General features: G+C 52.9%; 22 protein-coding genes. 9 read left to right on the plus strand and 13 right to left on the minus strand.

From position 1 onward, the window contains the following. Positions 1-64: 64 nt before the first annotated feature. Positions 65-277 (plus strand): YdgH/BhsA/McbA family protein, encoded by a 213-nt coding sequence (locus ACVXHP_RS22675; RefSeq protein ID WP_042313485.1) that lies wholly within the window; start codon positions 65-67, stop codon positions 275-277. 56 nt (positions 278-333) lie between these two features. Here the strand turns inward: ACVXHP_RS22675 and ACVXHP_RS22680 are convergent, their stop codons facing one another. The 6 genes from ACVXHP_RS22680 to ACVXHP_RS22705 form a co-directional block, all read right to left on the minus strand. Next, positions 334-2,079 carry a putative frv operon regulatory protein gene (locus tag ACVXHP_RS22680; RefSeq protein ID WP_447572212.1) on the minus strand — a complete coding sequence of 582 codons (1,746 nt, stop codon included), beginning with the start codon at positions 2,077-2,079 and terminating at the stop codon, positions 334-336. Further along, the gene (locus tag ACVXHP_RS22685) at positions 2,079-3,149 is read right to left on the minus strand and encodes an aminopeptidase (RefSeq protein ID WP_447572213.1); all 1,071 of its coding nucleotides are present in this window, start codon (positions 3,147-3,149) and stop codon (positions 2,079-2,081) included. Before ACVXHP_RS22685 ends, ACVXHP_RS22680 begins: the two co-directional genes overlap by 1 nt. Further along, positions 3,139-4,584 carry a PTS fructose-like transporter subunit IIBC gene (locus tag ACVXHP_RS22690; protein ID WP_447572214.1) on the minus strand — a complete coding sequence of 482 codons (1,446 nt, stop codon included), beginning with the start codon at positions 4,582-4,584 and terminating at the stop codon, positions 3,139-3,141. The genes ACVXHP_RS22685 and ACVXHP_RS22690 overlap by 11 nt, the downstream gene beginning before the upstream one ends. 10 nt (positions 4,585-4,594) lie before the next feature. After that, positions 4,595-5,041 carry a PTS fructose transporter subunit IIA gene (locus ACVXHP_RS22695; protein ID WP_447572215.1) on the minus strand — a complete coding sequence of 149 codons (447 nt, stop codon included), beginning with the start codon at positions 5,039-5,041 and terminating at the stop codon, positions 4,595-4,597. Between the two features lie 181 nt (positions 5,042-5,222). Further along, positions 5,223-5,546, minus strand: a complete 324-nt coding sequence (locus ACVXHP_RS22700) for an AzlD domain-containing protein (protein WP_047025910.1) — start codon at positions 5,544-5,546, stop codon at positions 5,223-5,225. Further along, on the minus strand, positions 5,546-6,205 hold the full coding sequence (locus tag ACVXHP_RS22705) for an AzlC family ABC transporter permease (protein ID WP_047025909.1): 660 nt from the start codon (positions 6,203-6,205) through the stop codon (positions 5,546-5,548). Before ACVXHP_RS22705 ends, ACVXHP_RS22700 begins: the two co-directional genes overlap by 1 nt. 101 nt (positions 6,206-6,306) lie before the next feature. Between ACVXHP_RS22705 and ACVXHP_RS22710 the strand changes: the two genes are divergently transcribed. Then, a complete protein-coding gene (locus tag ACVXHP_RS22710) occupies positions 6,307-6,855 on the plus strand; it encodes a helix-turn-helix domain-containing protein (RefSeq protein WP_003825255.1) in 549 nt (182 codons plus the stop codon). Positions 6,856-6,912: 57 nt separating this feature from the next. Here ACVXHP_RS22710 and rhaM read toward each other — a convergent pair whose 3' ends face one another. From rhaM to rhaB, 5 genes are all read right to left on the minus strand, one after another. Continuing rightward, positions 6,913-7,227 carry an L-rhamnose mutarotase gene (gene rhaM, locus ACVXHP_RS22715; protein ID WP_447572216.1) on the minus strand — a complete coding sequence of 105 codons (315 nt, stop codon included), beginning with the start codon at positions 7,225-7,227 and terminating at the stop codon, positions 6,913-6,915. Beyond that, on the minus strand, positions 7,224-8,372 hold the full coding sequence (gene fucO, locus ACVXHP_RS22720) for a lactaldehyde reductase (protein WP_447572217.1): 1,149 nt from the start codon (positions 8,370-8,372) through the stop codon (positions 7,224-7,226). Before fucO ends, rhaM begins: the two co-directional genes overlap by 4 nt. A gap of 11 nt (positions 8,373-8,383) precedes the next feature. Continuing rightward, entirely contained in the window at positions 8,384-9,208 is an 825-nt protein-coding gene (gene rhaD, locus ACVXHP_RS22725; protein WP_200009457.1) for a rhamnulose-1-phosphate aldolase, read from the minus strand. Between the two features lie 143 nt (positions 9,209-9,351). After that, positions 9,352-10,611 carry an L-rhamnose isomerase gene (rhaA, locus tag ACVXHP_RS22730; protein ID WP_042313455.1) on the minus strand — a complete coding sequence of 420 codons (1,260 nt, stop codon included), beginning with the start codon at positions 10,609-10,611 and terminating at the stop codon, positions 9,352-9,354. Further along, on the minus strand, positions 10,608-12,077 hold the full coding sequence (rhaB, locus tag ACVXHP_RS22735; RefSeq protein WP_447572218.1) for a rhamnulokinase: 1,470 nt from the start codon (positions 12,075-12,077) through the stop codon (positions 10,608-10,610). The genes rhaA and rhaB overlap by 4 nt, the downstream gene beginning before the upstream one ends. Positions 12,078-12,377: 300 nt before the next feature. On the opposite strand from rhaB, the gene rhaS reads away from it, so the two are divergent. Then, complete coding sequence (gene rhaS, locus ACVXHP_RS22740) at positions 12,378-13,226, plus strand: HTH-type transcriptional activator RhaS (RefSeq protein WP_042313449.1); 849 nt, start codon at positions 12,378-12,380, stop codon at positions 13,224-13,226. A gap of 108 nt (positions 13,227-13,334) precedes the next feature. Then, on the plus strand, positions 13,335-14,183 hold the full coding sequence (rhaR, locus tag ACVXHP_RS22745) for an HTH-type transcriptional activator RhaR (RefSeq protein WP_447572219.1): 849 nt from the start codon (positions 13,335-13,337) through the stop codon (positions 14,181-14,183). Here the strand turns inward: rhaR and rhaT are convergent. Then, on the minus strand, positions 14,180-15,214 hold the full coding sequence (gene rhaT / locus ACVXHP_RS22750) for an L-rhamnose/proton symporter RhaT (RefSeq protein WP_042313441.1): 1,035 nt from the start codon (positions 15,212-15,214) through the stop codon (positions 14,180-14,182). The genes rhaR and rhaT overlap by 4 nt on opposite strands. Positions 15,215-15,502: 288 nt before the next feature. Here rhaT and sodA point away from each other — a divergent pair, with 288 nt between their 5' ends. Both sodA and kdgT read left to right on the plus strand, forming a co-directional pair. Then, the gene (sodA, locus tag ACVXHP_RS22755; RefSeq protein ID WP_038635943.1) at positions 15,503-16,123 is read left to right on the plus strand and encodes a superoxide dismutase [Mn]; all 621 of its coding nucleotides are present in this window, start codon (positions 15,503-15,505) and stop codon (positions 16,121-16,123) included. A 236-nt stretch (positions 16,124-16,359) separates the two neighbouring features. Continuing rightward, complete coding sequence (gene kdgT / locus ACVXHP_RS22760; protein WP_316129552.1) at positions 16,360-17,343, plus strand: 2-keto-3-deoxygluconate transporter; 984 nt, start codon at positions 16,360-16,362, stop codon at positions 17,341-17,343. Between the two features lie 41 nt (positions 17,344-17,384). Here the strand turns inward: kdgT and ACVXHP_RS22765 are convergent, their stop codons facing one another. After that, positions 17,385-18,281 (minus strand): dihydrodipicolinate synthase family protein, encoded by an 897-nt coding sequence (locus ACVXHP_RS22765; RefSeq protein WP_038635948.1) that lies wholly within the window; start codon positions 18,279-18,281, stop codon positions 17,385-17,387. 153 nt (positions 18,282-18,434) lie between these two features. On the opposite strand from ACVXHP_RS22765, the gene yiiM reads away from it, so the two are divergent. From yiiM to ACVXHP_RS22780, 3 genes are all read left to right on the plus strand, one after another. Further along, the gene (gene yiiM / locus ACVXHP_RS22770; RefSeq protein WP_047025901.1) at positions 18,435-19,109 is read left to right on the plus strand and encodes a 6-hydroxyaminopurine reductase; all 675 of its coding nucleotides are present in this window, start codon (positions 18,435-18,437) and stop codon (positions 19,107-19,109) included. A 217-nt stretch (positions 19,110-19,326) separates the two neighbouring features. Then, complete coding sequence (locus ACVXHP_RS22775; protein ID WP_042313430.1) at positions 19,327-20,031, plus strand: GntR family transcriptional regulator; 705 nt, start codon at positions 19,327-19,329, stop codon at positions 20,029-20,031. 7 nt (positions 20,032-20,038) lie between these two features. Further along, positions 20,039-20,995, plus strand: coding sequence for a sugar phosphate isomerase/epimerase family protein (locus ACVXHP_RS22780; RefSeq protein WP_316129557.1), 957 nt, complete (start codon positions 20,039-20,041; stop codon positions 20,993-20,995). The last annotated feature ends 18 nt before the right edge of the window (positions 20,996-21,013 follow it).

Consider the following 21,013-nt stretch of genomic DNA (forward strand, 5'->3'; position numbering starts at 1 on the left):
GCTATTATTTATCACATCAAGGCACGGTGCCTTACTCAAACAACTAAGTTAAAGGGTTTATATCATGAAAAGCATCAAAACTTTTGTCGCAGTTATCGCTCTGGCTACTTCTTTCGGTTCATTCGCTGCTCAGACTGTTACCGCAACCGGTTCTACACTGGAAAGCGCTGAAGCAAACATTGCCGCTCAGGCTGAACGTGCAGGCGCCAGCGATTATAAAATCACCCAGGCTTACACCGGTAACCGCGTGCACATGACCGCTGAACTGCTGAAATAAGAGACCTCAGTACTGTAGAAAGAGCGCCTTTGAGGCGCTTTTTTCATTTCCGGCATTCACTGCCTGAGCAATGCGATAAACGCTTTATAGTCTTTCAACCCCGCAATAATCTCTGCCGGATGGCTGCTCAACACGCTGGATAAATAACTGAAGATTTTTAGTTCATGTCGCGCTTCGGCAGCGGCACAGGCGATCAGGACATGGCTGACCGGTTCGTTGTTCACCAAAATAGGGTGCGCGAGGGTGATAAAGAAGCCACGAAAGCGACGCTCCTGTTCACTCCAGCAATGAGGAATCGCCAGGCGATTCACTATCAGATTTTCACCTTCATGTTCCCGGGCGCAAATGCGCAGCGCCTCGTCCTCGGTGATGTGGCCCTGTGCCACAAGTTGGCCGCAGATCCGGCCAATGATACGTTGCCAGCTTTCGGCCTTCATATTGGCGTAATGGAAACTGCCCTGCTGTAAAAAGAAACGTTCGGGCTGCTGACGGATAAAGGCTGTCGCGAGGAAGTGTTTAATCTGCTCGGTACCCGCCGCGGTGATAATATTCTTGATGGTTAAGGTATTTTTTATAGATTCATCAAGTAAGTAGTGACTATTGTTGATGACCAACAGTGGGGTGATTTCTTCACTGATAGCGCTGACTTCACTCATGTTTCGCGCAATGATTACCCGACAATTCAGGACATCTCGTTCAATGGCCTGTTGGTTGATGGTGGCGATAGCATTCTGGTCGGATAACAAAATGACCGGCTGACGTTCGTTTTGATGCCGCTCCAGCGCACAGGCAAAGTAAAGCCCAATGAGGTCGCTATCGAACAGCGGGATATCCAGTTTTTCGCGCAACAGGGCGATAAAACGCAGACTCAAATCGAAAGCGGCAGGCCAGGTAGACTTCAGGTTATGCATACTGCTCTGGCGATGTTCCGGTACCCAGACTGGGGCAGAGACGCATCTCAGCAGGTGACCGGTAATATTATCAACCAGTTGAGTATCGATAACGTTTAACGCGTCGATGCCGGGAACACTTTTCAGCAAAGAGGTCACCGCTGCGGCCGAGATGGTCATTGCCTGCCGTTGTCTGATTTCCAGAAGGCCGATCAGCGTTCTGAAGGCGTTCTCACCCAGGTAAACACCGCCTTGTTCCACCGCATTTTTCAGTGATGCATACCGACACTCCGGCCATGATCCGCAGAGCTGATTACGCAGGGCGTAGACTGCCAGCACCAGACTTGCCAGATACTCTCCCGAAATGAGTGGGAATTCATTAAGTTTTTCACATGCTACATTGAGCCTGTCGATATTGGCTCGGGTAATACCAGGCAGTGGAATTAACAGTGGATCTTTTTTTAGCAGATTCGCCAACAGGATAATGCGTTTTTCTTCCGGTTCATCAATGAAATGACCCACGCCCGGGCGGCTGGAAAGGCAAAAGGCGCGCTCATAGCGCTGTTTCAAACGCGGGAGACGCTCGGCCACCCAGGTTTCAGGTAAATTGAGCGCCGCAGCCAGCTGTACGCGGGGCGTAAAGGCATTGAGCAGAAGAAAGGCCAGCAATCGGTCATCATTATCATGGCGTTGCAGAAGCTGAAAATAACCGCGTCTGTCAACAATTTCCAACTGATAGCCCGTACTGCCACCGGGCAGGATGCGGGCCTTACCGCTAAGGGTAAAATTGAGGTAATCAATATCGCGCAGGATGGTTCTGCTCGAAACGCCAGTTTGTCGCGCCAGCTCGCCCAGCGAACACGGCTGCTGTTCAAGAATATCCACAAGTTTTAACTGGCGTTCCGATAGCATTAACTCACCTGACTAAAGTCTGTGAACGCGCGAACTTTTTCGACCGTCAGCGTGGCGAGCAGTTCGCGCACTAGCGTAAACAGTGCGTCGTAATCCGATGCGGAAATCATGCCGCTATTGGCGTGGAGATAGCGAGTCGGCAGGCATAGCGCCGCCACCGGACGACCGCCGCCCATCACGTTATAGCGCCCACCGTCCGTCGCCCCGGTTTTCATGGTGCAAAACTGCATTGACGCACCGCTGCTTTCTGCACACTCTTTTAATGTGGCAACCAACTGCTGATTAGGGAAATAGCGCTTATCGAATAGCATCAGACCAGGACCCTCACCAAGCTTGAGCGGGTATTTGATGCCGTCGATTCCGGGGACATCGCCCGCAACTGCAGTATCCAGCACGATCACCACGTCGGGCTTGATATGCTCCGCTGAGGTTTGTGCCCCGCGTAGTCCAACCTCTTCTTCCACGCTGCCCACGCCGTACAGAGTAATATCAGGGTTATCCACGGTTTGTAAAAGCTCGGCCATCAGGGCGCAGCCGATGCGATTATCCAGCGCTTTGCCGACGATCTTATCTTCGCCCCAGCGGGCAAAATTGGCTTCCGGGCTAACGAAATCGCCGATTGCAATCCCGCGTTTTTCAACCTCTTTGCGGCTGTTGGCGCCAATATCGATAAACATCTCGTCAAATGTCAGCGGCTGCTGTTTCTGCTTATCTGTTAAGGCGTGTGGTGCTACGGAGCCGATTATGCCAGGAATTTTAACGCCTTTGCGGGTTCGAATGGCGACCCGGTGGTTGAGCATCGACTGGCTCCACCAGCCGCCAATGGTGGTGAAGCGCAAAAAACCGCTATCGTCGATGTGCGTGACCATAAAGCCCACTTCATCCATGTGCCCAACGATGGCAACCTTTGGTCCGCGGTTACCTTTGCGTGCGACAAAGCTGCCGAGGCCGTCGAAAGTGATTTCATCGACGCTGGATTTCAGTGCATTAATGAGAAGAGTACGAACTTCCTGCTCATCGCCGCTGACGGCGCTGGCTTCGCATAACTGCTGAAGTAACTCAATGTTCATGGACAAGCTCCTGCTGTGTGGCTTTACGTTTTAGCCACAATCCTTTCAGGATGATAATTAACGAAATGTTCAGCACCAGACCGATAGCCAGTACCAGGTAAAATGACCCCACCGGAGACATCAGGCCAATCAGTGGATCAAAGATACCTAAACCCGGCGCGAGCCGTTTGATTCCAAAGGCGATAACCAGCATGCCGGTAATACCGCCGGAGAGTGTATTGGCGGTAATCATTGGCAGCGGCGCGGCCAGCGCATAAGGGATTGCCGGTTCGGTGGCGACGGTGGCGCCGACGACAATTGCGCTGCTGGCGGCGGCCTTCTCCTGCTGGGTAAACAATTTCGGCGCTAAATAGGTCGCGATACCTGCCGCGACGGGCGGCATCAGCGCCACCACGCCAACGATGGCGTACCAGTCATAGATATGTTTTTCCAGCAGTGAGAAGCAGAAGAACCAGGCTGTTTTATTGATTGGCCCGCCCATATCAAACGCCAGCATTGCGCCAACGAGAAAGGCTGCGCCCATTTTCATTGATGGCGGAATGGTGTTCAGGAAGTGCAACAGACCGCCCATGATATCGGACATCACCGGGCCGATGACGTAATAAGTCAGTACGCCAAACACCAGCAAAGTGACAAACGGTATCAACATGGAGCCGAGCAGCGGTTGCAGCGCTTTGCCGAGACGGACCTTGCGAAACCACAGCACAAAGTAGCCAATCGCCAGTCCGAGTACGACCGCGCCAAGAAATCCCGCGCCGGACTGCGTACCTAACAGGCCTTTATCGTTCGCCAGGTAGCACACCAGAAATGCCGGGGCAAACGCGGGCTTGTCGGCAATCGACCACGCTATATATGCCCCCATAATGGGGATCATAAAGGTGAAGCCCAGATAGCCGATGGATTCAACAATCCAGGTGAACGAGGGCGCGCCTTTCGACATATCAGTGTAAGGCAAACCGAACTGCACCAGCATATTAGCGATGGCGACCAGGATACCGCCGCCGATAACAAACGGCAGCGCGGCGGAAACGCCGGCCATCAGATGGCTCATCACGCTGCCCTGCTGGACCTGTTGTTTACCTAGCTTCACGCTGCTCTCTGTGGCAAAAAGCTGTGAATGAGTCGGTAGTTGCGTAAAAATCAGGTCGACATTTTTTAGCGCCTGGGAAATAGCGATTTCATAGACTTTTTTCCCGGCGAAACGCGCACGGTCTTCGCCGCTTAATCCACGGCCGATGGCTAAAATAACGTAATCAGCCGTGGCAATCTCTTCAGTAGTCAGGCGGTTTTCAACGCCGCTTGAGCCTTGAGTTTCAACTTTAATCGTGTGGCCGAGCGAGCGAGCTTTTTGCTCCAGCGCCTCCGCGACCATATAAGTGTGGGCGATACCCGCCGGACAGTTGGTGATCGCCACTAAACGTAAGGATGACTCCATAGCCGCTTCCTTATGAGGTTAAGGTCTGATTGAGCAGAGCGAGCACCTGATCAGGGCCGCCTTGTTTCAGCTGGTTGATGAAATCCTGATGGATAATTTTGCGACACAGGGTGCCGATAATTTTGACCTGATCATCCTCACCGGTTTGTGGCACGCCGAGGCAAATCCAGCAATTAACGTCCTCGCCGTCGCTGGCTTTCCAGTCCACGTTTTCTGATTTACGTGCGAACAGGACGAAGGGCTGCCTGATGCAGGCGCTTTTGCCGTGTGGGACGGCAATGCCCGAACCAAAGCCGGTGGAGTGCAGCTTTTCGCGCATCAATAACGTTTGCAGGTAGGCGCTGCGATCGGAGACATAGCCATTCTGAAACGCCATATTCGCCAGTTGCTTAAGGATGGCATAAACGCTATTTCCCTGAATATTCAGGTCAATGCAGCTAGCTGTAAGGGTTGTCATGTGGGGGCTCCGTTAAAACTATTTGATCTGATTCTAACGGCGAGATGGCGAAGAGATGAGCGGCAATATGTCAGCGTGGCGTGACAATTTGAGGCTGAGTTAGCGCGTGGTTTTGTGGGGTAAAACACACAATGCTACAGGCGATTACCCTGATGAATATTTCGTCAGGGTAGGTATATTATTAGTGTATTCCCACCATCCTCAACAGCGCGGTTACCACCGCGGCGGCAACGATCACCACGATTAACGGCATTTTACGCCAGGCGAGAAAGACCGCGAAGCCAACCCCAAGAACACGCGCCATTCCAGCAAAGTGTTCACCTTCATAAAAGGTGGTCGCCAGCGCGACGGAGAACAGCAATACCGTTGCGGCATCAGAAAGCAGCGCCTGTGAGCGTTCCGAGAACGCTAAACGACTCCCCAGTTTTGCCCCGCCTAAACGCATGAGATACGTTCCCAGAGATAACACGGCGATACCAACGATAAACAGCGTCATGTTGCCCATTATTTTTTCCTCGTCAGTAAGCCAAACAGTGAAAGCAGAACCGGTAAACCGACCGGCGCAAAGGGAATGGCGGCAAGCGACAGCGCGGCACCGCTGCAGGCGCGGATCAGCGTGGTGCGGTTTTTAAAGGCCGGGACCACTAAGGCCAACAAAATGGCCGGGAAAACGGCATCCAGACCGATAGTTTCTGGAGCCGGGAGCAGTTTGCCAACACCTGCGCCAATCAGTGTGCCAATCGGCCAGAATAGGGCGACGCCCAGACCGCATAGCCAGTAGGCGGCTTTACGTTGTTCGGGTGTTTTTTGCGACAGGCCAAACACCACGCTTTCGTCGTTCATGATATGGCAGCCGAGGAAGCTGGCGGCCCTGGAGCCCACCAGGTCACGCACCGTGACGCCAAACGGTACGTGTCGGGCGTTCACCAGTAAACCGGCAGCAGCCGCCGCCAGTGGGTTACCGCCGCTGGCGACGATGCCAATAAACATAAACTCGGATGCGCCCGCCAGCACCGTAATAGAAAGCACAAACGGTACCCACAGCGGGAAACCGTAAGCCATCGCCAGCGAGCCATATGACATGCCCACGACGCCGACGGCCAGACAGACGAGAAATATTGCTTTTAGCGTGTCGCCTTTGAGACAGGAAAAATAATGTTTCATACCAATTTAGCCATATCGAACGAATTTCCATTATAATGAACGCAACCATTTGACTTTACAAGTCGAACGATTCGTTCGATATAAAAAACATGGAGTCGTGAATGACCCAGCCCATCAGTATGATCGCGAAAAGCCTGGTGCGTGAGCGCCAGCGCACCGGTTTGTCACTGGCGGAGATTGCCCGTCGCGCGGGGATTGCTAAATCGACGCTTTCACAGTTGGAAGCGGGTAATGGCAATCCTAGCCTGGAAACGCTGTGGTCGCTGTGTGTGGCTTTGGATATCCCTTTCGCGCGCCTGCTGGAGCCGCAGGAACAAAAAACGCAGGTGATTCGCCGCGGCGAAGGGACAAAAGTGGTGGCGGAACAGGCCCACTATCAGGCCATTTTACTGGCCGCCTGCCCACCGGGCGCGCGGCGGGATATCTATTTGTTGCTGACGCAGCCGGGCGCGGATCGTATTTCACAGCCGCATCCACCGGGATCGGTTGAACATATTATCGTGACGCAAGGTAAGGCGATGGTGGGATTGACGGAAGCGCCGGAAGAGCTAGGTGAGGGCGACTACATTTGTTACCCCGCCGATCGGGCGCATATCTTTAAAGCGCTGGAACCAGACACCCAGGCGATTCTGGTTTCTGAACAGAACTAACTGTTATGTTGCGTTGTGCCGGATGCGGCGCGTTAGCGCCTTATCCGGCCTACAAGACTACGGTAAATAAAACACCTCTTTTAGCTCTGCGCTGACCGGGCTGTTGTCCGGGTTTGCTGGCATAACGTCATGCATATGTTTCCACCAACGCTGGCAAACGTCGGTGCTGGCAACGGCATTCCAGCGCTCCTCGGACTCAATCTCCACGGTAGCGAACAGCAGATTGCGCTCCTGATCGAGATAAATCGCGTAGTGATGGGCGCCATGCTCTTTTAATACGGCTGCCAGCTCCGGCCAAATGGGATTATGACGACGCTGGTACTCAACGTGCGCGTCGGCATTCACCTGCATCACAAACGCTTTGCGGATCATAATGCCTCCAGATACAGCTCGCGGACTTCATCGCGGCTGGCAGTGCGTGGGTTACACGGCGCACATGGATCGGCCAACGCTTTATCTAACCAGCCTTCAATATCCTCTTTGGTCACGCCAAGCTGGCTGAAACCGGCTGGAATACCGACACGTTTGCTCAGAGCGCGAATGGCGTTGATGGCTTCCATGCTTGCCGCTTTATCACTCATGCCACGGGTATCGACGCCCATCGCCTGCGCCACGCGGGCAAAGCGAGCCTCGGCGTTCGGGCGGTTAAAGTTTTCGATTACTGGCAGCAGGATGGCATTGCAGACGCCGTGCGGCAGGTTGTGGGTTGCGCCCGGCTGGTGCGCCAGCGCATGCACCAGACCAAGCCCGGCGCTGTTAAATGCCATACCCGCCAGATACTGACCAAATGCCATTTGCTCACGGGCTTCGAGGTTATGGCCATCGTCGACTGCTTTCGGTAGCCACAGATTGATTAAGCGAATCGCTTCCAGCGCGTTGGCGTCGGTGAGTGGGTGCGCGCCGACGGAAACATAGGCTTCCACCGCGTGGGTCAGGGCGTCCATACCGGTTGCGGCGGTGACGGAAGCCGGGATTTCCAGCATCACGCTGGCATCATCCACGGCGATATCCGGGATGATGTTCGGGTCGATGATCACCTCTTTAACCCTGCGAGCAGAGTCGATAATCACCGCATTGCTGGTCATTTCTGCAGCTGTACCGGCGGTAGTATTGATGGCGACCAGCGGAACGCCAGCGTTTTTCACTTTGCCCACGCCGGAGTATGCGGTAGAAGGACCTGGGTTAGCGGTCAGGATTTTCACCGCTTTAGCGGTATCGATCGGGCTGCCGCCGCCGAAGGCAATAATGTAGTCACATTCTGCGCTCTGATACGCCGCAAAACCTTTCTGCACCAGCTCTTCAGTCGGGTTTGGGAACACCTCATCAAACAGGTGGTAAGACATTTGATGTTCATCCAGCGCGCTAAACAGGCTATCCAGCAGGCCCAGCTTCACCAATTGACCATCGGTAACGATCAGCGCTTTGCCCCATTGCTTATTCGCCACGAGGTTCACCATATCGGCAATCGCTCCAGCGCCATGCAGACTAATTTTGGGTAGTGCCAACATAAAGCTCATCACTATTTTCCTTATAATGCCAGTGCGCTTGCCAGCGGAGTCACGCCAAAACGTTTGCCGAGTGCGATCAGTTCTTCACGCGTGATGGTCTGCTTCATACCGCCCATCGAATAGATTTTGACTAAAACCTCAGCGGATTTCTCTGCGGTATCGATCAAACCGAATGCTTCATCGAGGGAGGGGCCGCTGCCGAACACGCCATGGAACGGCCACAGAACAAGCGAATGTTTCTGCATTTCTTGCGCGGTCGCCTGGCCGATTTCATCCGTACCCGGCACCATCCACGGCAAAATGCCGACGCCATCCGGGAACACCACCAGGCACTCGGTGCTGCCTTCCCACAGTTTGCGGGTGATCAGCGCGGTGTTGTTTTCCAGCACATAGGTCAGGGCGATCAGGTTGGTGGCGTGGCAGTGCATGATCACGCGGTCTTTGCCGTTCGTCGCTTTAATACGTTCACAGTGAGAGAGGAAGTGAGCCGGTAATTCGGAGGTAGGCACCGCTTCGTGGGTCAGGCCCCAAAGGATGTGATAACCCGCACCGTCGCTGTCCACTTTTACTACGCCTAAATTTGCTGCCGGATCGAGCTGAACGTTACGGAAAAATTTACCCGATCCGGTAACGATAAACGCCGTATTCGCCAGCAACGGCATGGGCTGACTCAGCGCAATATAGCGCGGTTTTTCGTGGAAATCGGCGTTAAATGGCGCGATATCTGCTTCGTCCAGGCGCAGCGTCAGGTTGCCGCCGTTACGTTCATCCCAGCCTTTCAACCACGCATCGGATGTGGCTTTGATCATCCCCTGGACGAACCAGGAATGAGTAATGTTCTGCATGTTCAGTGCTCCCATTTATTGCCCGAAGGTTATCGGGTCTTACGTAGGCCGGATAAGCGCAGCGCCATCCGGCAATCGTGGTTCATTTATTGCCGGATAGCGACGCGGGGCGTCTTATCCGGCCTACAGATCAGGTGTCGCTATCAGCTACGTTTGCTCAGGATCTCTTTTTCATAGGCGCGAACGCTGTCCAGCCACTGGCTGCCCGCTGGCGTATCGTGACGCTGGCAATACATTTCCCAGACGGCCTGCCATGGCAGTGATTTTTGCTCTTCCAGCAGGGCCAGACGTGCGGTGTAGTCGCCGCTGGCTTCGAGCTGGCGCAGTTGCTCAGTTGGTTCTAACAGCGCGCGCAGCAGGGCTTTTTTCATATTGCGGGTGCCGATAACCCACGCGGCGATGCGGTTAATGGAGGCGTCGAAGAAGTCGAGACCGATGTGTACGCGGTCAAACAGGTTGTGGCGGACGATCTCGCTGGCAATCGCCTGAGTTTCATCATCCAGCAGCACCACGTGATCGCTGTCCCAGCGCACCGGACGACTGACGTGCAGCAGCAGGCGCGGTACATACAGCATGGCGGCGGAGATTTTGTCGGAAATCACTTCAGTCGGATGGAAATGTCCCGCATCCAGGCACAGCGCGGTCTGGCGGCTGGTGGCGTAGCCCATATAGAACTCGTTGGAGCCGACGGTGTAGCTTTCGGCGCCGATGCCAAACAGCTTGCTCTCAACGGCGTCGATATGGTGTGCCGGGTCGAGTTTCTCGCTGATCACTTCGTCCAGTGCTTCCAGCAGGCGCTGGCGCGGCGCTAAACGGTCAACGGTGATATCTTTCATACCGTCCGGGATCCAGATGTTCATCACCGATGGCGTCCCCAACTGCTCGCCAAAATACGCCGAGACGCGACGGCTGGCTTTGCAGTGGTCAATCCAGAACTGGCGAATGTGGTCATCGGCGTGGGCCAGCGTGAAACCGTCGGCGCTCAGCGGATGCGAGAAGCAGGACGGGTTGAAATCCAACCCTAACTGGTTTGCTTTCGCCCACTCAACCCAGTTTTTGAAGTGTTCCGGTTTGATTTGGTCGCGGGCAACCGGCGTATCGGATTCCAGATAGATCGCATGCAGGTTCAGACGTTTTGGTCCCGGTATCAGGCTCAGCGCCTGCTCCAGATCGGCACGCAGTTCGGTCGCGTTGCGCGCTTTGCCCGGATAGTTGCCGGTAGCCTGAATTCCGCCAGTGAGCGAGCCTTCCGGGTTTTCGAAACCGGCGACGTCATCGCCCTGCCAGCAGTGCATGGAGACCGGCAGACGATCGAGCTGGCGTAAGGCCGCCTCGACATCAATACCTACCGCGGCGAAACGCAGTTTTGCCAGTTCCCAGGCTTGTTCAAGTTGAGTGGTCATGCGCAAAGCTCCTTTGTCTGTCGTAGTGATTGAAACTGCGCCTGGTAGCGGGCAATTTCACTTTCCGGATTGGGAATGAAGGTGGTCAGGTCGTAGTTGGCGCGCACTACCTGACGGAAATCATCGACGTTGTTAAGCTCGTCCAGCGTCATCAACTGGATGCCGATGTTGCCGAGCGTGGAGGCCTCAATCGGCCCGGACATAACGCGAATACCGCAGGCATCCGCGCACAGCTGGTTGAGTAACGCGTTCTGGCAACCGCCACCGACAATGTGCAACTGACTAAACGCTGTGCCACGCAGGTCTGCCAGTTCTTGCAGAATGTCGGCATACAGCAGCGCCAGGCTGTCGAAGATACAGCGCGCCAGTTCGGCGTTTTGCAGAGGAACAGGTTGGCCCGATTCACGACAGGCCGCCTGAATTTCCGCACTCATATCGTCGGGGTTGATAAAGCGATCGTCGTTTGGGTTGATCAGGAACTGGCAGGCCGGCAGCGCTTGCGTTTCGGCGATAAGCGTTGGCAGGTCGTCGATCTGGCGCTCTTTTAATACGCGCTGGAGCAGCCACAGTCCCATGATATTTTTCAGTACCCGGTAGCGCCCTTCCGCGCCGCCTTCGTTGGTGATATTCGCCGCCAGCGCCGCATCGTTGGTATACGGTGTTCTGCTCTCGAACCCCATCAGCGACCAGGTGCCGGAAGAGAGATACGCGCTGTTTTTATCGGCGAGCGGCGAAGCAATGACCGCGCTGGCTGTGTCGTGACTGGCAACCGCCACGACCGGAATTTGATTTTTCTGCGGGCAAATCCAGTAGCCAATAACGTTCCCCGGATGCGTCGGGCGACCAAACCAGGCTTTGTCTGCCCCGGTCCACGCCAGCAGCGTGTCATCCCAGTCGTCGGTATTGATATTAACTAACTGGGTGGTGGTGGCGTTGGTGTATTCCCAGTTCATTTCACCGGTCAGGCGAAAGCTGAAGTAGTCGGGGATCAGCAGGGCATGCGCTACCTGCGGAATCAGTTCTGGCTGCTGTTCAACCAGCGCGCGCAGCTGATACAAGGTGTTAAAGGGGAGAAATTGAATACCGCTCCGACGGTAAATCTCGTTTTTACCCGGTTGCACCATCGCCTGCGACATAATGCCTGTCGTGCGGTTGTCACGGTAAGAAACCGGTAGACCGACGCGCTGACCGGCGTTATCGACCAGCACGTAATCCACCCCCCAGGTATCAATGCCGATGCTGTCTATCCGAATGCCTTCATCGCAGACTTTCTTCAGACCCTGACGAATGTCGTTTTCCAGGCTGTCGATGTCCCAGGTGTCAAAACCGTCCGTTTTTTGCAGGCAGTTAGTGAAGCGGTGGATTTCACGCAGCGTCAGGGTGCGGTGTTCACTGTCGTAACGCGCCAGCATTACGCGCCCGCTGGATGCGCCGAGATCGACTGCGACACAATGGCGAAAAGTCATAGCGAGGTCCTTCTGAGTTTTATTGCACTCAGTCTAAGAACCCCCGATATGACGTACCTTCTTAACAGTGACAGGCACAATTAGCGGTTGGCAACATGGCAAAGGTGAACGTGATGATGTTCACAGTTTCTACTCATAGGGCGGATTCGGGCAGATGTGACGCCTTCCGCAATTCCCGATCTTTCCCGCCTTATCTTGAAGAATTGACCGTGTTTACGCACTTTGGCGTCAAAAATTTAAGGTGAGGGTAGTAACCCTTAATTACTATTCAGCCATATTCGCTAAACAGGGGGAGCCGTCATGACTGTACTGCATTGCGTAGACTTTTTTCCGACAGGTAAAGCGCCAGTGGCTATTGAGCCGCGGCTTCCTCAACCCGCGTTTCCTGAACACCATCATGATTTTCATGAAATTGTGGTGGTCGAACATGGCACGGGGATTCATGTGTTCAACGGACAGCCTTACACCATCAGCGGTGGTACAGTGTGTTTCGTCCGCGATCATGACCGGCATTTATATGAACATACGGACAATTTGTGTCTGACCAACGTCCTGTATCGATCCCCGGATGCGTTTCAATTTTTAGCGGGGCTGAATCAGCTTTTACCTCAGGAACAGAATGGGCAGTATCCATCCCATTGGCGGGTAAACCAGGGGGTATTACAGCAGGTCCGACAGCTGGTGGGGCAAATGGAAGCGCTTGGTGACGGGATGGATACGCCGACGGCGGCGAATCGTGAAATTCTGTTTATGCAGCTACTGGTCGTGTTGCGTAAAAGCAGTCTGATGGCAGCGGCAACCGATAACGACGCGCGGCTTAACCTTCTGATGGCTTGGCTGGAAGATAACTTTGCTGACGAGGTGTGTTGGGAGGCGTTGGCCGAGAAGTTTTCGCTCTCTTTGCGCACGCTGCACCGCCAGCTTAAACAACAAACGGGATTGACGCCCCAGCGCTACCTTAACCGCCTGCGGCTTATAAAAGCGAGGCATCTGCTTCGCCACAGTGATGACAGCGTGACCGATATCGCATATCTCTGCGGTTTCGGCGACAGTAATCACTTTTCGACGCTATTTCGCCGTGAGTTCGAGTGGTCGCCCCGCGATATTCGTCAGGGGCGCGATCTCATGGCGGGAAGCAGCCTGCAGTAACGCGAAAGCTATCAACGTTTTTTACCGCCCGTTTGCTGATAATCATACCCTTTCATGCCGGATGGCGGCTGCGCCTTATCCGGCAAGCGTCCAGGTTGAGGTAATGCGGTGGCGAATCAGCTAATCCTTCTGAAATCAGACTTTTTTGCGCATGAGCAGCAGGCTGTCGCCGTGGCTGACCGTTATCCGCAGGACGTCTTTGCGGAGCATACCCATGAATTTTGCGAGCTGGTCCTGGTCTGGCGCGGCAATGGTCTACACGTCCTTAACGATCGTCCGTACCGAATAACCCGTGGCGATCTGTTTTACATTCGCGCCGAAGACAAACATTCCTACACTTCCGTAAACGACCTTGTGTTGCAAAATATCATCTATTGCCCGGAGCGGTTGACGCTGAATGTTGACTGGGAAGGGGCGATCCCTGGATTTAACGGTGCGCCGCGGCAGCCGCATTGGCGACTCGGCAGCGTTGGCATGACGCAGGCCCGGCAGGTGATAAGCCAGCTTGAGCATGAAAGTAATCAACGCGATGCGCAGGCTTTTAACATGGCGGAACTGCTATTCGGGCAACTGGTGACGCTCCTTAAACGCCATCGTTACGCCACGGATACGCTCCCGGCAACGTCGAGTGAAACGCTGTTGGATAAACTCATTACCGCGTTAGCCGGGAGTCATGAGCATGCTTTCGAACTGAATAAATTTTGCGAGCGTGAACAGTGTAGCGAACGCGTTTTGCGCCAGCAGTTTCGCAGCCAGACCGGGATGACCATCAACCAGTATCTCCGCCAGGTGCGGGTCTGCCATGCTCAGTATCTGCTCAAGCATAGCCGGTTAATGATCGGTGAGATTTCCATGCGTTGTGGCTTTGAGGACAGTAACTACTTTTCGGTGGTGTTTATGCGGGAAACCGGGATGACGCCGAGCCAGTGGCGTCATCTCAGTACCCAGCATGACTAACTGGCCATGCCCAGACCAACAATATTTGCCGCGACAATAATTACCACGCAGCCGAGGCTCAGTACGCTGACCGGACGGCGACCCGCGTTTTTCCACTCTTTCAGTACCAGACCAACAATCCCGCCGCACAGGACATAGAAACTCATGTGCAGCATCCAGCTTACATAGTCATACTGTGCCGGGATTCGCGCGTGGCCCCAGGCGTAGAAGAAAAATTGCAGATACCACATCAAGCCACCGAGCGCGGAGAGCAGCACGTTGCTGATGATCAGCGGTTTAGCCAGCGAGAAGTCGGCTTTTATCGACAAGTTCTTCACTTTTGCCAGACGAATGAAGCAAAAACCCAGGTTGACTAGCGCACCGCCGCCCATGATAACCACATAGCTAGGCAGGGCGACATACAGCGGGTCTACACCCAACGCGGCGGCGGCATCGTGCATCGGTTTAGCGGCGTTCATCGCAAATGACATCCCCGCGGAGAAAATGCCGCACATGACCGCCAGAACTAACCCTTTTTTCAGGTTGAACTCTTCGGCTTTGATGCCCATTTTGCGTTCTTTTAATTGACCCGCACGGGTCACAATGCCCACGCCAATCAGTGCGACCAGCACGCCAAGCAGCGTCATGCGTCCGCCGGAGGTGTTGATCAACACATCAAAGTTGCCGTTAATAATCGGGGTCATCAACGTGCCGACAATCAGCGTAATACCTATCGCAATGCCGATACCCATCGACATACCGAGATAGCGCATGGTCAGGCCATAGTTAATGTTACCAATCCCCCACATCGCACCGAAAAGAAATACCGGGGCCAGTGTGGAAAGGCTGAAGGAGCTGAAATAGGCCCAGAAGTTGGGAAGTAACATCGCGCTGATGGTCCACGGAAGGATAAGCCAGGAGACGATCCCGCCCACCGACCACATCGTTTCCCATGACCAATGTTTGACCTGCTTGAACGGGGCATAGAAACAGGCTGCACTGGCTGCGCCTATCAAATGCCAAAAGATACCCATCGTAATCGCGTTACTCATGACTTAATCCTCGTTATTTTTTATCGTCGGTAATGACCCCTCCGACCTAACGAGTTTAAAAATTACGCAGGATGTTAACCTTTTAACGATTGCCGCCATTTTGCGCATGTTGGCAATCATCACGTTAAGTGGGTGATTCGGTTCACAACTTTTGCAATAGACGGCACGATTAAAACCTTGTAAAAAGTACGGCATTGATAATCATTTTCAATATCATTTAATTAACTATAATGACCCAACTGCTTACGCGGCGTTAACACTGGCCGCCCGACAATACTGGAGATGATTATGAGTTATACACTGCCATCCCTGCCGTACGCTTATGATGCCCTTGAACCGCACTTCGATAAGCAGACGATGGAAATTCACCATACCAAACACCACCAGACTTACGTAAACAACGCAAACGCTGCGCTGGAAAGCCTGCCTGAATTCGCCAGCCTGTCGGCTGAAGAGTTGATCACCAAACTGGATCAACTGCCAGCGGACAAAAAAACCGTACTGCGTAACAACGCGGGCGGTCACGCTAACCACAGCCTGTTCTGGAAAGGCCTGAAAACCGGCACTACGCTGCAGGGCGACCTGAAAGCGGCTATCGAACGTGATTTCGGCTCCGTTGACAACTTCAAAGCTGAATTTGAAAAAGCAGCGGCAACCCGTTTCGGTTCCGGCTGGGCGTGGCTGGTTCTGCAAGGTGACAAACTGGCCGTCGTTTCCACCGCTAACCAGGATTCCCCGCTGATGGGCGAAGCTATCTCTGGCGCTTCCGGCTTCCCGATCGTCGGTCTGGACGTGTGGGAACACGCTTACTACCTGAAATTCCAGAACCGCCGTCCGGACTACATTAAAGAGTTCTGGAACGTGGTGAACTGGGATGAAGCTGCTGCGCGTTTCGCCGCTAAAAAATAAGTTCTACGCTTAAATAACGCCCCTGCAAGCGCTGCTTGTGGGGGCTTTTTTGTGATCAAAATCAACATAGGAACATTGATCCATTTAAATTGAAACAATGTTTTATTGTGCGGGTGGGATCACTTTTATAATTCCTCTGAATGTCTATCTTCTGTTCATCAAGACGGGCGCATCTCAAAAGCAAGATGCAATCGCCCATAAAAATTGCCCCATTTTTATGTCTACAGGTGATGGAAATGCAGATCAAACGTACGATAGAGAGAATCCCTGGCGGGATGATGCTGGTGCCGCTTTTCCTCGGCGCGTTATGTCACACCTTTTCACCCGGCGCCGGGAAATATTTCGGCTCATTTACCAACGGTATGATCACCGGTACGGTGCCTATTTTGGCGGTCTGGTTCTTTTGTATGGGCGCGTCGATTAAGCTAAGCGCAACCGGCACCGTGCTGCGTAAATCAGGCACGTTAGTCATCACCAAAATTCTGGTGGCGTGGGTAGTGGCGGCAATTGCCTCACGCATCCTGCCGGAACATGGCGTGGAAGTCGGGTTCTTCGCCGGGTTGTCCACGTTGGCGCTGGTGGCCGCCATGGATATGACCAACGGTGGGCTATACGCCTCGATTATGCAGCAGTACGGCACCAAAGAAGAGGCCGGGGCATTTGTTCTGATGTCTCTGGAATCAGGCCCGCTGATGACCATGGTGATTCTGGGTACCGCCGGGATTGCTTCGTTTGAACCACACGTGTTTGTGGGGGCAGTATTGCCGTTCCTGATTGGCTTTGCGCTGGGTAATCTGGACCCTGAACTGCGGGAGTTCTTCAGTAAAGCGGTGCAGACGCTGATCCCGTTCTTCGCCTTCGCGCTGGGTAACACCATTGATTTAAGCGTGATTGCGCAAACCGGCGTGCTGGGGATTCTGCTAGGCGTGGCGGTGATTATCATCACCGGTATCCCATTGATTATCGCTGATAAACTGATTGGCGGCGGCGATGGTACGGCGGGGATTGCGGCCTCCAGCTCAGCAGGTGCGGCGGTTGCTACACCGGTACTGATTGCTGAAATGGTTCCGGCATTTAAACCGATGGCGCCAGCGGCAACCTCTCTGGTGGCGACCTCGGTGATTGTGACCTCCATTCTGGTGCCGATTATCACGTCCATCTGGTCGAAAAAGGCCAAAGCCAGGGCCACGGAAATTGATCTTCGCGGTACCGTGAAGTAAGCCTCTTTTGCCGGATGGTCTGCACCATCCGGCTTAACGCGTTAACCTTTGACGACGAACACCTCATCGATAGTCCGACATTCCCCCTCATTCAACTCTCCGCCAGCATTACGTGACACGCCGGTGCAGTAGCCAAACTTACGCGATACCACGGTTTTGATGGTGGTGACAAAATCTTCGCCAATGGCGTAAATGGACATATAGGTGCCAATCTGGTCCTGAATATCGCGAAGCGTCGCCAGGTCGCCCTGCTTAAACGCTTCCCGCGCGCTGACAAACAGTTCCGGCATGACGTTGTTCAACCCTGAAATAATCCCCGCCCCGCCTGCCAGCAGGTTAGGAATGTAGTATTCGTCATAACCGGACAGTACGGCAAAATCTTCCCGCACGGCGCGCGTTGTCTGAATCATACTGCGGGTATGTGACTGACAGTCGACAGTATCTTTAATGCCTGCGAAATTTGGGAACTCGGCAGCGAGGGTGGCAACCAGTTCCGGCGTTAAATCACAGCCGGTACGCGCCGGGAAATTATAGGCAAACCATTTCCCGCTGAGTTTCTGCCCCAACTGGCGGAAGTAGCTCAGCAGCTGTTTCGCCGTTTGTCCGTAGTAGTAAGGCGGCAGGATCATCACGGCATCATATCCTGCGCGATACGCTTCCTGCGCCATCAACAGAACATCATTCTGGCAGGTGGATGAGACGTTGGCGACCATCTTCAGCGAGCTCATGGCTCGGGCCTCACGGATCAGCAGCAGTCGTTCTTCGAGCGTAAAGGAAGCAAACTCCCCGATGCTGCCCATCAGCAAAATCACGTCGATTTTGGCCTCGGTAAGGCGTTTAAGATGCTGGCTCAGACCGTTGAGATCGATCTTGCCATCATTGTCCATTGGCGTAATGGCAGGGCACCAGACGCCAGCAAATTGCGATTGACCAGTCACGTAGTCGACTCCTTATTTGAAATGATGTTTCAAAACCAGCTTACATTGATAGCATGTGTCCCTAAGCTTCATGTGAACCGTGCTCTCATTTTGAGCGACTGGGATAAAATAAATATGGTGTAATGGGGAGAAATTTATCGGGAGAGGGAACAGATGCGATATCCGGTCGATGTTTTTACAGGCAAGATTCGGGACTATACGGGAAGCCGTCCCAGCGCGATTGCTAAAGTTCAGGTCGATGGTGAGCTGATGCTGACCGAACTGGGCCTGACGGGTGATGAACAGGCGGAAACGAAAATTCACGGTGGGCCGGATCGCGCGCTGTGCCACTATCCGCGTGAACACTATCAGCACTGGCGACAAGCGTTTCCGGAGCAGGCGGAGTTGTTTGTCGCGCCCGCTTTTGGCGAGAACCTCTCCACTGAGGGGTTGACGGAAGAGAATGTGTATATTGGCGACATTTTCCAGTGGGGAGACGCGCTGATTCAGGTCACACAGCCGCGCTCGCCGTGTTTTAAGCTGAATTTCCATTTTGGCATCAGCGATATGGCCAGTCAGATGCAGGATGCGGGCAAGACGGGCTGGCTGTGTAGCGTCATCGCTCCCGGTCAGGTGTCGGCGGACGCGCCGTTGATCCTGGCGTCACGCGTGAGCGACGTCAGCGTACGGGAGGCGATTGCCATTGCCTGGCATATGCCGTTTGATGACGCTCAGTATCACCGTTTACTGTCGGCTGCCGGCTTATCGAAAAGCTGGACCAGAACAATGCAGAAGCGTCGTTTAAGCGGCAAGATCGAAGATAATTCCCGCCGTTTGTGGGGGAAATAACCCTACCTTTAGCTTGCCATTAAATCAGGTGGCAACACCTGATTTATCTTCCTCGTGGATCATCTTCTCACGTACTAAAACCTGCCTGTCGCGCCATGTTTCCAGGCCATTCTTGATACCTGGCCCACAAAAAGAAACGCTGCGTTGAAAAAAAACTTGAGTATTTCGTGCACTCAAATATCTTAGCTTCAAATTGGTTTAAACCAGATTGAGCGAGATGAAAAAGAAAAACAATGTTGATGTGCTCAGAGAGCGCTTTGAAAGCTGGTTAAACGAAAATAATTTGCCAGCAGGTTCCAAATTGCCCTCGGAAAGGGAGTTATGTGAGTTGCTGGATGCGAAGCGCATGACCTTACGTCAGGTTCTGATTGAGCTGGAGATTGATGCGCGTATCTTCAGAAAGAACCGTAGTGGGTGGTTTATTTCATCGAAGCGATTTATTTATAACCCGAAATCACTTTCCAGCTTCAATGCCGAAGCCTGTGCCCAGGGGCGTAAACCTTTTTGGGATTATTTGACCAAAGAAACGATTGAGACGGTTCCGCACCATGTTGATGATGTGTTTCTCTCCTCCGGCGATCGCTATTTAGTTACCGGCTGGTGTGGCCTTGATTCACATAAAGTGTTTTACCATGAGTCCTATATTGATGCCGATGTTGCGCCAGGATTCATAAACAAACTTGGCAATCAGTCTTTTGCCAGCGTCTGGGAGGATGCGTTCGGTCATGTTTTAAATATCAAAGAAATGATTTTTAAGCCGGTAAATATGCCGGAAGTGGCCTGCAAAGAGCTGGGCGTTGCGCCTAATACATATGGAATTTTAGTAGAAAAACATAGGGCAACCCGAGACAAAAAAGTGGTTCAGGTTGATTTTGAATACTGGCGACTTGAATCAGTAGAACTTGTTATTCGTGATGAATGAGAAAACTATGGGAAAATATAACCAAGAACTTCTCGCTGAACGCGCGAGAAATATACCGCTGTACCTACATGCTTATGCCTTTCATCTGAATATGCGCTATGAGAGAGTCCTTCCTGGCGATCTTCTGGATATTGCATATCAGCAAAAATTAAAAGGTGTAAAAATACATGTTGAGGATGGCGAATCCCAGTCACTGCAGAAACTGAACGATCGGCAGCTACACGATTTTAAAGAAAAGGCTAAGAAATATAATCTGGATGTGCATATTGAAACGAGCGCATCGGACAAGGCGACGTTGACGGATGCGATCCGTATTGCCGTGGCAACTGGCGCAACGTCAGTTCGTTTCTACCCGCGCTATGAAGGGCATCTCAACGATGTTATGGCGAAGATTGCCAATGATATTGCGTGGTTGTCCCAGTATGATGATTGCGGCCTAAGCTTTACCATCGAACAGCATGAAGATCTGCAAGGTCATGAGCTGGTGACGCTGGTTAAGAACAGTGGAATGAAGAATCTCTCTATTCTGTTTGATTTTGGCAACATGATTAATGCCAATGAGCAGCCGCTTTCTGCATTAGAGATTATGTCTCCTCTGATCACTCAGGTACATATCAAAGACGCTAAAATTATTAAAGAAGGTAAAGGCTGGGGGCATGAGGCTTGTCGTTCTGGATACGGCGACTTACCCATGGAAGAGATGCTCAAGGCATTATTACTCTTAGGTGAAGATAAACCGCAAGTACATGCTTTTGGTCTGGAAGAAGAAGTTGAATATTATGCTCCGGCATTTCGTTTTGATGATGAAGGCGATAATCCCTGGATCCCATGGCGCGATGCAAGTTATACACCTTTACCCGACGCTGACATGATTGATGCGCGACTGGCGCAGGAAAAAGAACATGCTTTGGCTCAAATACAATATATTCGTGACTTGTGTAATAAATTTATAGGTAAACAATAATTTTTTAAAATTTTACTA

It is taken from the genome of Citrobacter freundii complex sp. 2025EL-00176, assembly GCF_053309355.1.

Excerpts from the sequence above, each read along its gene's own strand:
- ACVXHP_RS22675 (WP_042313485.1), top strand. The coding sequence starts at position 65 with ATGAAAAGCATCAAAACTTTTGTCGCAGTTATCGCTCTGGCTACTTCT.
- ACVXHP_RS22680 (WP_447572212.1), bottom strand. The coding sequence starts at position 2,079 with ATGCTATCGGAACGCCAGTTAAAACTTGTGGATATTCTTGAACAGCAG.
- ACVXHP_RS22685 (WP_447572213.1), bottom strand. The coding sequence starts at position 3,149 with ATGAACATTGAGTTACTTCAGCAGTTATGCGAAGCCAGCGCCGTCAGC.
- ACVXHP_RS22690 (WP_447572214.1), bottom strand. The coding sequence starts at position 4,584 with ATGGAGTCATCCTTACGTTTAGTGGCGATCACCAACTGTCCGGCGGGT.
- ACVXHP_RS22695 (WP_447572215.1), bottom strand. The coding sequence starts at position 5,041 with ATGACAACCCTTACAGCTAGCTGCATTGACCTGAATATTCAGGGAAAT.
- ACVXHP_RS22700 (WP_047025910.1), bottom strand. The coding sequence starts at position 5,546 with ATGGGCAACATGACGCTGTTTATCGTTGGTATCGCCGTGTTATCTCTG.
- ACVXHP_RS22705 (WP_047025909.1), bottom strand. The coding sequence starts at position 6,205 with ATGAAACATTATTTTTCCTGTCTCAAAGGCGACACGCTAAAAGCAATA.
- ACVXHP_RS22710 (WP_003825255.1), top strand. The coding sequence starts at position 6,307 with ATGACCCAGCCCATCAGTATGATCGCGAAAAGCCTGGTGCGTGAGCGC.
- rhaM (WP_447572216.1), bottom strand. The coding sequence starts at position 7,227 with ATGATCCGCAAAGCGTTTGTGATGCAGGTGAATGCCGACGCGCACGTT.
- fucO (WP_447572217.1), bottom strand. The coding sequence starts at position 8,372 with ATGAGCTTTATGTTGGCACTACCCAAAATTAGTCTGCATGGCGCTGGA.
- rhaD (WP_200009457.1), bottom strand. The coding sequence starts at position 9,208 with ATGCAGAACATTACTCATTCCTGGTTCGTCCAGGGGATGATCAAAGCC.
- rhaA (WP_042313455.1), bottom strand. The coding sequence starts at position 10,611 with ATGACCACTCAACTTGAACAAGCCTGGGAACTGGCAAAACTGCGTTTC.
- rhaB (WP_447572218.1), bottom strand. The coding sequence starts at position 12,077 with ATGACTTTTCGCCATTGTGTCGCAGTCGATCTCGGCGCATCCAGCGGG.
- rhaS (WP_042313449.1), top strand. The coding sequence starts at position 12,378 with ATGACTGTACTGCATTGCGTAGACTTTTTTCCGACAGGTAAAGCGCCA.
- rhaT (WP_042313441.1), bottom strand. The coding sequence starts at position 15,214 with ATGAGTAACGCGATTACGATGGGTATCTTTTGGCATTTGATAGGCGCA.
- sodA (WP_038635943.1), top strand. The coding sequence starts at position 15,503 with ATGAGTTATACACTGCCATCCCTGCCGTACGCTTATGATGCCCTTGAA.
- kdgT (WP_316129552.1), top strand. The coding sequence starts at position 16,360 with ATGCAGATCAAACGTACGATAGAGAGAATCCCTGGCGGGATGATGCTG.
- yiiM (WP_047025901.1), top strand. The coding sequence starts at position 18,435 with ATGCGATATCCGGTCGATGTTTTTACAGGCAAGATTCGGGACTATACG.
- ACVXHP_RS22775 (WP_042313430.1), top strand. The coding sequence starts at position 19,327 with ATGAAAAAGAAAAACAATGTTGATGTGCTCAGAGAGCGCTTTGAAAGC.
- ACVXHP_RS22780 (WP_316129557.1), top strand. The coding sequence starts at position 20,039 with ATGGGAAAATATAACCAAGAACTTCTCGCTGAACGCGCGAGAAATATA.